The organism is Spirosoma foliorum, from assembly GCF_014117325.1.
In the GTDB taxonomy this organism is placed as follows: Bacteria; Bacteroidota; Bacteroidia; order Cytophagales; family Spirosomataceae; genus Spirosoma; species Spirosoma foliorum.
The window spans coordinates 4,831,855-4,844,623 of sequence record NZ_CP059732.1 but is presented as its reverse complement, the minus strand read 5'-3'; the positions used below and the strand labels follow the sequence as shown (position 1 = coordinate 4,844,623).

The following is a 12,769-nucleotide window of genomic DNA, read 5'->3' as shown; positions in this document are numbered from 1 at the left end:
ACCACATGATTTAAGGTTGCGAGATTGGTGTTTACTGGACCATAATTTTGCCAAAAAGCCGTTGTGATGGCAACGGCTTTTTGGCAAAATTGATGACTATAGTGCACCTTCATGGGTACGTAACTGATGGTATCGATTGAGGCCGACCGAAGACCGTTTACCAGTTGAGGTTATTGAGCCAATAGATGGGTTTGCCTGAACGTCCGTAACCGAATCAATGGTTTTTTCGGAAGATGCCAAGGCAATTAAGGTAGCCATCTCAGCATTCAGATGTTCCAGCTTTTGTTGTAATGAAATAAGACGTTTTTCTAAGGAATTCATAATGATGGTATTTTAGTATGTTTAGCCTCTTTAGAGAAGTTTCTCTAAATCAGGAAGATGGAAAGCCGATTAAATTCGGGGGGCGAATATTGCCACCAAAGGGCATTGAAAGTCGGGCCAGACCTTCGAATCCCTGGGCGTTTCGATTAATAAAGCCTAGGGTGAATAAACGAGAAAAAGTACAAATACTGATCCACGTCGCCCTTGCTTTGTTTTCGTGTTTTAGCGCGTGTGAGAATTTCATAACTATAGTAATTTATTAATAATCAATAGAGGTAGAGCCATGTCGAAAACTTGTTCCTCTCAACTATATAACAGAAATGAGTACTAGAATAGTTTGGTTTTGTTGGTATAGTACAAAAAGTGCCTTTGATTTTTCATCGAAAAGGTTAATTATACAAGTGATTCTTTAGGAAGTAATATGATTTTAGGCGCTGATAGAGGAAGGATCTGGCCTTGTACTCTCGCTTGTGCTAGGATAGATACCTAGATAAAAACGTAAAATCATTGCTCCAGTTAAATACGAATGTTAACAGCGGCACTGATTATCCTATTGGCAACTTTGCGTTAACATAGCGATATTATTGGTTTTAGACTTTTTGTTTAAATCCACATATATTGTGATTAAACAGTGTTGAAAATTTGAGCCAACTTCGCTCATGACTATTTTTTTTCGTTGGCTACTAACTGTGCAACCACCGGTAGACAGAAAGTATATTTTTAGGACAGGCTGTCTCTTACTTAGCCTGATCGGATTAGGCCTGACCAGTTGTCAGACGTCTTCCCAAACGAAGACCTATCGGATTGGCTTTTCGCAGCGAACGGAGACCGACAGTTGGCGTAAAACCATGCTGGAGGATATGAATCGAGAGTTGTCATTTTATCCCGATATCGATTTTCTGGTGAAAGACGCAGGTGGGCAAAGTGATAAGCAGGTTAAACAAATTCAGGAACTTATCGATCAGCACGTCGACCTGCTCATTGTGTCGCCGAATGCCGCCCGGCCTATTACCCCCATCGTTGAAAAAGCTTACCAACAGGGAATTCCTGTAATCATATTGGACCGGCGAACCGTATCCGATCAGTACATCGCTTATGTCGGGGCCGATAATGTGGAAGTTGGGCGTACTGCCGGAGCTTATGCCAATACACTCCTGGACGGAGCAGGAAAGGTAGTCGAGATCGGAGAATCGCCGGGGTCGTCGGCTGATATTGATCGGCACCGTGGTTTTGTTGAAGCGATTAGTCATCATCCCGGAATTCGGTTGGTGAAAAAGCTGGAAGGCGATTGGGATAAACATTCATTCGCCGATGAACTGACTCAATTGCTGAAAGCTGAGCCAACCGTTCAACTTATTTTCGCGCAGAACGACCGCACGGCCCTAAAGGCTCATACAATATGTAGGCAATTAGGGCTCGACCAGCGCGTGAAAATTATTGGCGTGGATGGGTTGCCGGGTAAAAATGAAGGCATTGATCTCGTAGAACGAGGTATTCTGAAAGCGACAGTGCTTTATCCCACCGGAGGAAAGGAAGCGATTCGGACGGCGTTGGCGATCCTAAAAAAACAAGCGTTCAAGCGTGAGAACCGATTGCCCATCACGCTGGTCGATTCGTCGAATGTACGGATGATGAAACTTCAGAATGCTAAAATAGCAGAACAACAGGCCGATATTGAAAAACAAAGTGACCGCATAGAGGCATTAAATCGAACCTACACATCCCAGAAAAATACGCTGTATTTTATTCTCGGTAGCCTGATTGTTGCTATTGCACTTGGCGGATGGGCTTTGTATTTATTTCGGACGAAGCAGGGAGCTTACCAATTACTGGAAAAACAGAATCGAGCGATCAGGGAACAAAAGGATGAAATTGAACGGGTATCGCAGCAGGCTCGTTTGGCCACCGAAGAAAAGCTTAGGTTTTATTCCTATATCTCGCATGAATTCAATACACCCCTAAGTCTGATTCTGACACCCACGGAAGATTTGCTGGGAAAGAAAAACGTCAGTTCATACGATCTCCGAAGTAACCTGTCGATGGTGCAGAAAAATGCGTATCGACTCCTGCGGCTAGTCGATCAAATGCTGGACTTGCGTAAGACGGATGCCGGGAAACAGCAATTGCGCACGGCGGAACAGGATATTGTTGCGTTTGTGCGTGACATCGTTCTGGACTTTCGGCGCAAGGCTGAAAAACAGCGAATTGATCTTCAGTTGATCACAAACCTCTCGAACGAACTTGTCTGGTTCGACGCTGAGAAGCTCGACAAGGTGTTGTTCAATCTGTTATCGAATGCGTTTAAATACACACCCAAAGGTGGCTTGATCCATGTTCGGCTGGATCGGCTGGATACACAAATTCAAATTCAGGTTCAGGACAATGGCCAGGGCATGACCCCAGATGAACAGGCGCACGCGTTCGATTTATTTTATAGTGGAGCTAAGTCATTTAATCTGTCTAAAGGGATAGGGTTGGCGCTATCGATGGAGTTCATTCAACTGCACCGGGGTACTATTTGTGTGCAATCCGTTAAGGATAAGGGGACCACGTTTACACTGTTGTTACCACTCGGTAATCAACACCTGACGGCGGACGAAATGGTTAGGTCGACGAGTCGAAATCCGCTATTTCAACAACACCAGTTGACAGAGCTTAGCGATGATGTGGAGCCAATGCCTGTTTCGTTGCCGACCAAACAGGCTGGTACACTGCTGATTATCGAAGATAACGACGATCTCCGGACATTTCTGACAACTCGCCTGGCTACTGAATATGACATTGTTGCCGAAAGTACTGGCGAAAAGGGATGGGAGCGGGCCCTGGAAATTATTCCTGACCTGATTATCAGCGATGTTATGCTGTCGGGGCAGGTTGCCGATGCTATGGATGGCTTAGAATTGACGCAGCGAATAAAAACCGATTTGCGCACCTCGCATATTCCGGTAGTGTTGCTAACGGCCAATGGGCAGGTGGAAAATCGCATTGAGGGTACCCGCGCCGGAGCTGATATCTACCTGACAAAACCCTTTAACACGACACATCTACTGGAAACGCTTCGCACAACGCTGGCCAATCGACAGAAATGGCAACAGCGATTTGCGTCTGATTTTGCTCCACAATCCGGTAATCGGGAGGAGAAAAAATTCCTGAATGAGCTTACGGTATTGATCGAGCAGAACTTGACCGATCCGGCCTTTGGGGTTGAAAAGTTGAGTCGCGAAATGGGGCTTTCGCGGGTGCAGTTATATCGGAAAGTACAGGCGCTGCTCAATATGAATGTGATGGATTACCTGACCGAAATCCGGTTAAAACGCGCCAAGTACCTCCTGAAAGAGACCAATAAGCCTATGGCCGAAATTGCGGACGAAACAGGCTTTAATTCGGCCGCTTACTTCACTACATTCTTTAAACAACATACGAAGAAGACGCCATCCGAATTTAGAAAGTCACCTGTGAATACGTAGGATTTGATTGTTTCTTTCTCGGGCCTGTGAGGAGACATAGCTGTCGGGTTAAACAAATGGTGATGTCAGTTTCTTAAAACTGACACGTTAGGTTTCTTAAAACCTAACTGAGCTGACAGCCTATTCGATAGGTTTTGAGAAACCTCGCTTGTCAGTTTTAAGAAACTGACACCACTACAATAGCTGTCAGCGAGAGTAAGCCATTTGGGGGAAAGTATATAGATGAAATTACTTCAATACATCGCTGGCTTCGGCAGTTTTGATATAATCCTGTGCATCGTCGGGCAGTAACAAACGTTGTTTAACCAATTCATTAACCGATTGTACAATGGCCTTGACATAGTTGTCATGGGTACGATAACGTTCCTCTAACGACAAGCGTGGATCGTTACTTGCTATCCGTTCGGCTTTTGTTTTTTTGAACGGTATGTATTGGCCAGCGCCTTCGCAACCTTCGTTTTGGCCAAAATCGGTACTTCGTAAAGCCCAGCCTGTGGTGGTGGCCGTCGGGACGGCAACAATGGGTAAACGAATGCCCGCTATCTCGTTGCCATCATGGTCAACTTTAGATACAAAATTTACATACGTCGGTCGATTGGCTATAGCGGGTGGATAATTGGTTAGAGCCCCCTGGTTAAAAGTGGGGCCAAAATCAAGCTGATAACGCGTTGTGATAATTCCCGTATACGTTACCCCCGGAATAGTCGGCCAGCCAAGTTTCTCCTGAGGCACAACGCCCGTTTGCAAACCCGGTTGGGGAAGGGCAATTATGGCATTCCCGGCTGACTTCCGGGGTACAGCACTCTTAGGCGGCTCAATGCTTTTCGTTACCCAGTCGTCCAGTGCCATAAATAGCGCCCGCAAAACTGGGTCAGCATTGGTAGGGTTCTGAAATTGTTGACACATGCCGCGTGAAGTTGCATTGCCAGTACCATGCTGAGCACCAGCCACGAGGAAAAAGCGAACATTCTCGGGGTCGGGCAGATCGTTGCCTTTGGGATCGGTATGCAGGAGCGAAGCAGCTTTGACCCAATACTCGTTTGCTGAATTAACCTCAAACACCTTGGGGCAGGTGTTGCTTGCCGAACAGGCTGCAATACGGCCTGCTGTTTTCCCCGTAAACGGATCGGTCATAACGGGATACGCAAACGGAAAAACTGCTTCAGGGTAGAGGTGGTTCTGGCGATTTCGCTCGGTGCGGGACGGTTGAGCAAACCGAACATTCAGGCCGATGCCACTTCCGCCACCCAGCCAGTTTTCAATTCCATCAAGAACCCGTTTCCCTGTCTCGTCAGCATTAAAACCCAAGGTTTGAAAGTCATTGAGATAACGAGCCGGTTGAGAAACGGCAAAGGAAAATGTAAATTTGATATCGTTGGCCAATGGGTTTGGGTTGCCAAAATCGTCGGCAGTAGCATAGCGCAGGAACGAAACAAAATCTCGCGTTGCCGCCAGCCCAATACCTGCCACTATCGGATTACTGGCGGTATACGCAAACTCATAAACAGCACTTTGTCGAAACGGTGTTCCGGCTGGTAGTAGCCGAATCGTGCGCTCATTGACGTATTCCCAGCCATCGGCCGAAATAACGGTGGGGGTATCCTGTAAATGATTGCGTACAGTAAGCGTTGCCTGGGTTTTGTTTACTGTCGCGGCAGGGTAGGCTAGCGTGTAATTCGTCGACGTTGCATTGTCGTAAACTATATATTCGTAGGAGGGACCTGTAATGGTCGAACCATCTGTGTTTTTAGCGATGGGGACGCTGATAGTCAGGTTGTTGTTTGTGGGATTTGCCGATGGGTCCCATCCGTTCCAGGCAATGCTGTACCCTCGATTCATCAGAAAGGCGTCACCTGCCTGTGCTGCTGTTGAAGGGTCATTGCCGCCACTGCTTTTGTTGAACCCGCCAAAGAGTTTACCTCCCCGATTATTTACTTCTAGAAAAAGCTTGTGATTGCCTTTTGCCAGATCAATGGGTTTGAGAATGTAAATGTCCATTGCATACTCAACCATACCTTTGGCATTACGGGGTGCCAGTTGGATGTCGGTAATAAGCGCGTTTTGGGGACTGGCTGGGTCAAGTTCACCATAAGCTTTTCCCCGAAGTTTTTCATAAGCACCTACTTGCCCAAATACCTTACCCTCAAACGTTGGTGCCTGTCGGCTGGTGATCTCGATTCGAATGATACGGGCCTGAGCCATTGACCCGGCAAGCATCGCGATGACGAATAGGCAGTTGATAAGGGCTATTTGTCGAACAGATTTCGGCCTGTGCATAAGGAAGGTTTCTTTTGGGTAAAATCCTTTTTTCGATCTGACCTACTTGCTCTTTCCGACTTGTATTTGTAAGAGATGAGAAACTCAATAATTCCCTATAAGCTGAAAATTAATCCCTTTACCCTCACCCCCGGCCCCTCTCCCGTTTTGGGAGAGGGGAGCAACTTGAGATTATGATTCAGAAATTTTAGTGGTTTTAAGACACCTTCTGAAAAATGACCGTGCCATTATGACCACCAAACCCAAAGGTGTTGCTCATCGTCGTTCGGACATCGAACGGGATGGTTTCCTGCAAAACAATCGATAGATTTTTTGGAATTTCGGGGTCTAACTCAGTGGTGTTGATCGTAGGCGGAATGACGTTGTCGCGCATCGAGAGTAGGCAAATAATGGCTTCGATGGCTCCAGCTGCTCCCAGTAAATGACCGGTTATCGACTTGGTTGCGCTGATTTTAAGTTTGGTTTTATCTGGACCAGTGAGCTTGGCTACCGCTTTTATTTCTGATATATCGCCGAGAGGGGTTGAGGTAGCATGGGTGTTCAGGTAATCTACGTCGGCAATCGTCAATCCAGCCTCATCTAAAGCAAGTTGCATGGCTTTGGCTGCTCCTAAACCTTCTGGATGGGTGGCTGTCATGTGGTACGCATCGGCCGTCATGGCAGCTCCCGTAATTTCGCCGTAAATCGTTGCGCCCCGTTTCACCGCGTGCTCATATTCCTCCAAAACCAGGGCACCAGCCCCTTCGGCCATAACGAACCCGTCCCGATGAACATCGAACGGACGCGAGGCCGCAACTGGATCATCATTGTGAGTCGACATGGCTTTTAGGGCGCTAAAACCACCGAACGAGGCTGGCGTAATCGGGGCCTCAGAGCCGCCAGTTATGATTATTTTAGCTTTCCCAAGCCGGATGTAGTTGAACGCATCCATAATCGCCGTGTTCGAGGTGGCACAAGCCGAAACCGTCGTATAATTAATGCCCATATAGCCATTACGAATCGAAATCATACCCGATGCCATGTTGACGATAAGCTTTGGGACAAAGAACGGGCTGAACCGAGGTTGACCAGTTCCCTGAACATACTCGGTTACCTGTTGCTCAAACGTTTCCATACCACCTTGACCTGAGCCCCAGATAACACCGACATCGAACGGGTCCATTTGGGAAAGATCAAAACCAGAATCCTTGATGGCCTGATCGGAAGCAATGAGTGCGTACTGCGTAAAGGGATCGGTCCGTTTGATGTCGGCGTGGCTTAAAAACTGCGAAGCCGCATAGTTTTTGAGTTCGGCCGCGAAATGCGTCCGGAATAAAGACGCATCGAAGTGAGTAATCGTAGCGGCTCCACTGCGCCCGGCAACAACATTTTCCCAAAAAGTTGGAATGTCATTGCCTACGGGAGTTAATGCGCCAATACCTGTAATAACAACTCGGTGTAACATTTTTCGTTGATGCTAAAATAAGGACTGAGCTAGTTGGTAAACCAATGATCAGTTCATCGATCTGAGTAAAAAGCGGGCAAAGATATTAAATATTGTACCGAAAGGTATATTTTCTTTTCGTGCTGTTTTCTCAAAACAACGGGCCTGATTCGCTCAGTATGCGGATAACAGTTTGATAGAGAGACTTCGTTCCATCACTATGGCCCCTTTATACTCCTAATTGACCTTGCCTGGACTCTTTGGGCGAAGAGAGGAAATAGTTGATGATCTGTTTCGAGCAAAAAAAAAGATTGAGACTTTTTGAACTAAAATATACCAATCGGTATTTTATTGCCACTGGTCGACAGGTGCTATTCACTATCTTGAAAACATCGGCCTATTATCAACTCATTCGCTTAGATTGTTCGTAAAATGAAAACGACTCAGAATACCATCTTAATTACTGGTGGAAGCGCAGGCATCGGATTTGAAATCGCCAAGCAATTCGACCAAAAAGGGAATCATGTAATTATTACCGGCAGAAGTGAAGATCGCTTGAAGAAAGCGGCTGCCCAACTGAAAAACGTAACGGCTATTGTCTGCGACGTAACGAATGAAGAAGAGATAAATGGGTTAGTAGACAGATTATATGCCGACTTCCCTAATCTGAATATTCTGATCAACAACGCCGGAAACGCATTCTATTATAAGCTGGAAGCAGAAGCGAATGCCTTTGATAAGGCGCGTGAAGAAATGCTCACCAATTACCTTTCAATTATCCGGCTCACCGAAAAATTGATTCCTTTACTGGGTAAGCAGGAAAATTCGGCCATCGTGAATGTATCATCGATCGTTGCCTTTGCCCCCAGCCACACCTTACCAACCTATGCTGCCAGCAAAGCTGCTCTGCACTCTTACACCCAATCGTTGCGCATCACGCTTGAAAGAAGCTCAACTACGAAAGTGTTTGAGCTGATGCCTCCGCTGGTCAATACTGATTTCTCGCAGGCCATTGGCGGAGCGAATGGAATTGCTCCCTCGGTAGTTGCCGACGATTTACTTAACGCACTGGAAAACGACGAGTACGAAATTCACGTGGGCGACACCGCTCAGATTTATGCCTTGTCGCTTTCTTCACCCGCTAGTGCTCTGGCAGCTATGAATGGCTAGGGTACGTTACTGGCTGACAAGCCGGTTGATTGCATGAGGCATTGCTGGTAGCGTGGTGTCAGTTTCTCAAAACTGACACTATTGCTGAATACCTACTCGTTTTTCGTGTATTTTGCCTCAAAAAGTTCAGCATGTCCCTGGCCGTTCCTGTTTATAAGCTTCAGTCGTTTCCGCGTCATGAACCCGATGCGCTCTTTTACATGACTCGCCTGGAGAAACTGGTGCAGGAATTTAAAGGGATCGACAATCCGCATTCGCATACGTTCTATCTGCTGATGTGGATTGTGCAGGGGAGCGGCACACATACCATCGATTTTAGAACATATCCGATCGGGCCTTCTCAACTTTACTTTCTTACGCCCGGTCAGGTACACAGCTGGGAGCTGTCTGCTGATGTTCAGGGATATAATCTGTTTTTCGACGCTAATTTCTTTCGGGGACGCTTTGGGAATCGGCTGTATCAGTATCCGTTTTTTCATTCGCACCAGCACCAGCCCTTGCTGGAAGTAACCGATCAGCAACCCCTGTTTAGCGACTTGTTTCGGTATGCATACAAGGAATATGAAAATCAACAACCTAATCGGGCTGATGTCTTTCTATCGTTTGTGCATATTCTGTTAGAGACCGCCAACCGGATTTATAATCAACAATGGATGGGAACGGATACCCATTTCTACGATCGGATTCGGGATTATGAAGAGTTGATCGAAAGCCAATTTCTGACGGTTAGAGAGGTGAGCGCTTATGCCGACCAGATGAACCTGACGCCAAATTACCTGAATCATATTTGCAAAAAAGTGCTCGGTAAAACCGCCAGTCAGCTTTTATATGAGCGAATTGCGATTGAAGCACAGCGATTATTAACCCACACGGCTCAGTCGGTAAAGGAAATAGGATTTCAACTGGGCTTCGAAGACCCTTCTTATTTTGTGCGGTTTTTCAAAAAAACAGTAGGACAGACTCCCGCCGAATTCAGGCAATTAGCGGGAGCTCATCGGTGATTTGTACCATACATAGCTTGGTTTGTCTTTTCAGAGCGATTTGCAGTCCGTTACCTTTGTCAAGTAAAAACTGCCTGAGCAACAGTTGATTTTCAGACAAAGTCGTCTGCCCTTTGCTCCCAAGCCATGTTAACCGATAGCCGATTATATAGCGTTGTTTTCAATAAATGTCCCCGTTGTCATGAAGGAGATTTCTTTGTAGCGAAGAGTGCCTTCAGCAAAAATTTTGACAAAATGCATGAGCATTGCCCACATTGTGGCGAGAACTTCATGCCTGAACCTGGTTTTTACTGGGCCTCTATGTTTGTGAGCTATGCGTTTTACACCATTTATACCCTGACTACGTTTTTCATCTTTGTTCAATGGTTGAACGTTGATGTGGATTATTACCTGGTTGGCCTGATTCCAACTCTGGTACTGCTGACTCCCTATTTCTTTCGGATGGCCCGCCGAACATGGCTAACCTTGTTCATTGCACCGAAACCAGAACATAAAGCCGGAATCCCTCATCAAGTGTAGTTTTACAAGCCTGTTTACAAAAGGTCGTGCTCCGATTTACTCAAACTGTAAAGAGTAAATCGGAGCACGACCTTTTGTATGACCCCTGTTAAAAAGGCAGATTTGAAAAGCTGTCTAAAATCAGGTTTTTCAATTACTTACCCTACCCCCCCCCCTGAAGGGGGCTAAGCTCATCGTGAGAATAAGCCCCCTTCAGGGGGGGGGTAAAACCGAGACTGTTTTTGTGAAATTTAGACAGTCTCTTAAGGTTTTACAATTCCTTTACAAGGTTTTACAGCCTTTTACCGACTGATGTATAGGGGTCTCATACATTTGTTTGATCACGAATTAAACACGAAAAATCATGCGAAATGTAATGAGACTTGCGCTCATCGTTGGTGGGTGCACTCTGGCTAATCTTTCCTATGGCCAGCAGGCTTTCAAAGACTGTGCGGCTGCTTTTGTCGGCAACAAAATGGTCGTGAATGAATACTCGCCAAGAGGAACCTGCAAACTACCCGCTACGTCGACGGGTAAACTGACCGTAAATACAGTAGAACTATCATCGACGGAAAGCAAAGCTGTTGACCCGATTTCGTTTAAAATTGCGATCCGCGACAAAGCAACTCAAACGCTGGTGCTTTATTCAAAAGAAGCGTTTAAACAGGTGCCTGTTCAGAAAGTATTGGCAAAATGTCATAAAGGCGACCATATTGTTCTGCTGACATTGGATAAGTCGTATGCTTTACCGCATAATGAAATTCTGGTTCAATAATCGTGTAATCAAGCACTCACCTTTAATCGCTCTCTTCTGATGATCAAGCAACTTTTTATACTAGTCTCATTGGCGTTGATACCATTGTTTACAAATGCAAAGGTTAAAAAGGCACGAATGATGCCCGTGCATAACGAAGTCCGGGGAAGTGAACCAGCTAAAAAAGTTAACTTTTATGGTAACCCAATTGTGCTGAATGATAAACCGTTGGATTATAGTACATTCACCAAGGCCAGTCGGGGAGAACTAGCCCTGGTGGAAGGCGACCCTGAATCGAAAGAAGCCACAAAGGTTCCTTTTCGAGTCTATATTCGGCGGTTAGGTACGGTGGCCGAACAAAGTGTGCTCGAGAGTGCTCAGTCCATATATTACCGTATCGAGGTGGCGGACGTATTGGCATTCGCTCACCCAGGAGACGATCTGATTATTGAACCGGCCAGAAAAACGGACTCGGTAGCCAGGCGTGTTATCAAGGTGAAAGCGTCCAATACATGCTTGCCGGTTAACTGGCTTTATTTTTCGGTAAACGGGCGCCCAGGATGCTAAGAATTAGTAACTTATTTTTTGTCATTCCGACAAAGGAGGAATCTCAAAGTTGTATATTAGTCAAGCTCAAGATTCCTCCTTTCGTCGGAATGACAAAAAATAGTCTTTCTGAAAGAAGTTTAACTTGTTTCAATGACAAACCGATCAGGTATTGAAGCCCTGATCGGTTTTAAGTGTTTAGTAGATTATGCATAAATGGGTAAGGATAATCGGGATGGTGAGCCTCATAGTGGCTGGGTTGCTCTGTACGCAGTTTGCGTGGTTGACACCTGCTCAGACGGCGACAGATAAACAGCGATTTTCTCAGAAAGTAAATCTGGCCCTCCGGCGTACTGTGCATCATTTGCTGCTGAAATCAGGAGATTCTACTTCCCGAATCCAGCCTGTTCAGCAACCAACGGAACAGACATTTCAGGTACGGATCAATCATGCATTCGACTACAGTCGGTTGCCACCTCTGTTACAAGAGTCGTTTACTGTGCACGACATTCAGGTTAATTATGACGTAGTAGTACTCGACTGTGCGCAGGGGAAATTGCAACTGGGGTATAATTTTCGAGACTTAACGGAAAATAATGAAGTGCCTTGTGTAGGCCGCCAGCAACTACACGGATGCTACACACTGCAAGTGACTTTTGCGACTCCCTCACCCGCTTCTACTCCCATAGTGGGCTGGTGGGTTGTAGCATTGGGCAGTCTGCTTGCAGGGATTGGGTACGTAGTCTGGAAACGACGACCTACGCCTGATCAAACTGAAACACCCACGGCTGATCCTGTACCGACAACAACCGACCGAATCCCGTTTGGCCACTCGAGCTTCGAGCCAGCCAGGCAGCTTTTGCATTCGGGTGCTAACCAATACAATTTAACCTATCGCGAAGCGAAGTTGCTCACGTTTTTTATAGGTCATCTCAATCAGGTAATCGAACGGGACTTCATTCTTAAATCGGTTTGGGAAGATGAGGGTATTATTGTAGGGCGTAGCGTCGATGTATTTGTCTCACGTTTACGGAAAATGCTTCAGGATGATCCAAGTATTCGGATTGTTGCAGTGCATGGCGTAGGCTACCGCGTAGAGGTGTTGAATCTGGAAAAAAATGCTTCGTAACAAAATCGAAAATCAACGTAACAAAATTGAAAAAGTATTCAATATGTATTTATTAATATGTTGATAAACAGTGATTTGTGTTCTGATCTTAATTTGTAGTTAGTTGAACAATATCTGAAAGTCTCCTGCCAGGACAAGCTGTAAGTTTGATTCATCAATCGGGTGATAGCCTGATTGATGAAT

Annotated in this window: 10 protein-coding genes; 7 read left to right on the top strand and 3 right to left on the bottom strand. The window is 45.9% G+C overall.

All coding sequences use genetic code 11. The annotated features are described in order from the left end of the window. Positions 1 to 96 precede the first annotated feature (96 nt). The gene (locus tag H3H32_RS20625) at positions 97 to 321 is read right to left on the bottom strand and encodes a hypothetical protein (protein ID WP_182457528.1); all 225 of its coding nucleotides are present in this window, start codon (positions 319 to 321) and stop codon (positions 97 to 99) included. 659 nt (positions 322 to 980) lie between these two features. Here H3H32_RS20625 and H3H32_RS20620 point away from each other — a divergent pair. After that, positions 981 to 3,788 carry a substrate-binding domain-containing protein gene (locus H3H32_RS20620; protein ID WP_182457527.1) on the top strand — a complete coding sequence of 936 codons (2,808 nt, stop codon included), beginning with the start codon at positions 981 to 983 and terminating at the stop codon, positions 3,786 to 3,788. A 228-nt stretch (positions 3,789 to 4,016) separates the two neighbouring features. Here H3H32_RS20620 and H3H32_RS20615 read toward each other — a convergent pair whose 3' ends face one another. Together H3H32_RS20615 and fabF are read right to left on the bottom strand one after the other, a co-directional pair. Further along, positions 4,017 to 6,065 (bottom strand): alpha/beta hydrolase domain-containing protein, encoded by a 2,049-nt coding sequence (locus tag H3H32_RS20615; RefSeq protein WP_182457526.1) that lies wholly within the window; start codon positions 6,063 to 6,065, stop codon positions 4,017 to 4,019. A gap of 196 nt (positions 6,066 to 6,261) precedes the next feature. After that, a complete protein-coding gene (gene fabF / locus H3H32_RS20610; RefSeq protein WP_182457525.1) occupies positions 6,262 to 7,509 on the bottom strand; it encodes a beta-ketoacyl-ACP synthase II in 1,248 nt (415 codons plus the stop codon). Between the two features lie 411 nt (positions 7,510 to 7,920). On the opposite strand from fabF, the gene H3H32_RS20605 reads away from it, so the two are divergent. From H3H32_RS20605 to H3H32_RS20580, 6 genes are all read left to right on the top strand, one after another. Then, positions 7,921 to 8,658, top strand: a complete 738-nt coding sequence (locus H3H32_RS20605) for an SDR family oxidoreductase (RefSeq protein WP_182457524.1) — start codon at positions 7,921 to 7,923, stop codon at positions 8,656 to 8,658. Positions 8,659 to 8,789: 131 nt separating this feature from the next. Continuing rightward, on the top strand, positions 8,790 to 9,659 hold the full coding sequence (locus tag H3H32_RS20600; protein ID WP_182457523.1) for a helix-turn-helix domain-containing protein: 870 nt from the start codon (positions 8,790 to 8,792) through the stop codon (positions 9,657 to 9,659). Positions 9,660 to 9,785: 126 nt separating this feature from the next. Continuing rightward, on the top strand, positions 9,786 to 10,178 hold the full coding sequence (locus H3H32_RS20595) for a DUF983 domain-containing protein (RefSeq protein WP_182457522.1): 393 nt from the start codon (positions 9,786 to 9,788) through the stop codon (positions 10,176 to 10,178). 343 nt (positions 10,179 to 10,521) lie between these two features. Then, entirely contained in the window at positions 10,522 to 10,932 is a 411-nt protein-coding gene (locus H3H32_RS20590) for a hypothetical protein (protein ID WP_182457521.1), read from the top strand. Between the two features lie 39 nt (positions 10,933 to 10,971). Next, positions 10,972 to 11,478, top strand: a complete 507-nt coding sequence (locus H3H32_RS20585; RefSeq protein WP_182457520.1) for a hypothetical protein — start codon at positions 10,972 to 10,974, stop codon at positions 11,476 to 11,478. Positions 11,479 to 11,692: 214 nt separating this feature from the next. Then, the gene (locus H3H32_RS20580; protein WP_240543431.1) at positions 11,693 to 12,586 is read left to right on the top strand and encodes a winged helix-turn-helix domain-containing protein; all 894 of its coding nucleotides are present in this window, start codon (positions 11,693 to 11,695) and stop codon (positions 12,584 to 12,586) included. Positions 12,587 to 12,769: the final 183 nt, after the last annotated feature.

Bases quoted from the DNA above. Each gene is read 5' to 3' on its own strand.
- H3H32_RS20625 (WP_182457528.1), bottom strand. From the start codon at position 321: ATGAATTCCTTAGAAAAACGTCTTATTTCATTACAACAAAAGCTGGAA.
- H3H32_RS20620 (WP_182457527.1), top strand. From the start codon at position 981: ATGACTATTTTTTTTCGTTGGCTACTAACTGTGCAACCACCGGTAGAC.
- H3H32_RS20615 (WP_182457526.1), bottom strand. From the start codon at position 6,065: ATGCACAGGCCGAAATCTGTTCGACAAATAGCCCTTATCAACTGCCTA.
- fabF (WP_182457525.1), bottom strand. From the start codon at position 7,509: ATGTTACACCGAGTTGTTATTACAGGTATTGGCGCATTAACTCCCGTA.
- H3H32_RS20605 (WP_182457524.1), top strand. From the start codon at position 7,921: ATGAAAACGACTCAGAATACCATCTTAATTACTGGTGGAAGCGCAGGC.
- H3H32_RS20600 (WP_182457523.1), top strand. From the start codon at position 8,790: ATGTCCCTGGCCGTTCCTGTTTATAAGCTTCAGTCGTTTCCGCGTCAT.
- H3H32_RS20595 (WP_182457522.1), top strand. From the start codon at position 9,786: ATGTTAACCGATAGCCGATTATATAGCGTTGTTTTCAATAAATGTCCC.
- H3H32_RS20590 (WP_182457521.1), top strand. From the start codon at position 10,522: ATGCGAAATGTAATGAGACTTGCGCTCATCGTTGGTGGGTGCACTCTG.
- H3H32_RS20585 (WP_182457520.1), top strand. From the start codon at position 10,972: ATGATCAAGCAACTTTTTATACTAGTCTCATTGGCGTTGATACCATTG.
- H3H32_RS20580 (WP_240543431.1), top strand. From the start codon at position 11,693: ATGGTGAGCCTCATAGTGGCTGGGTTGCTCTGTACGCAGTTTGCGTGG.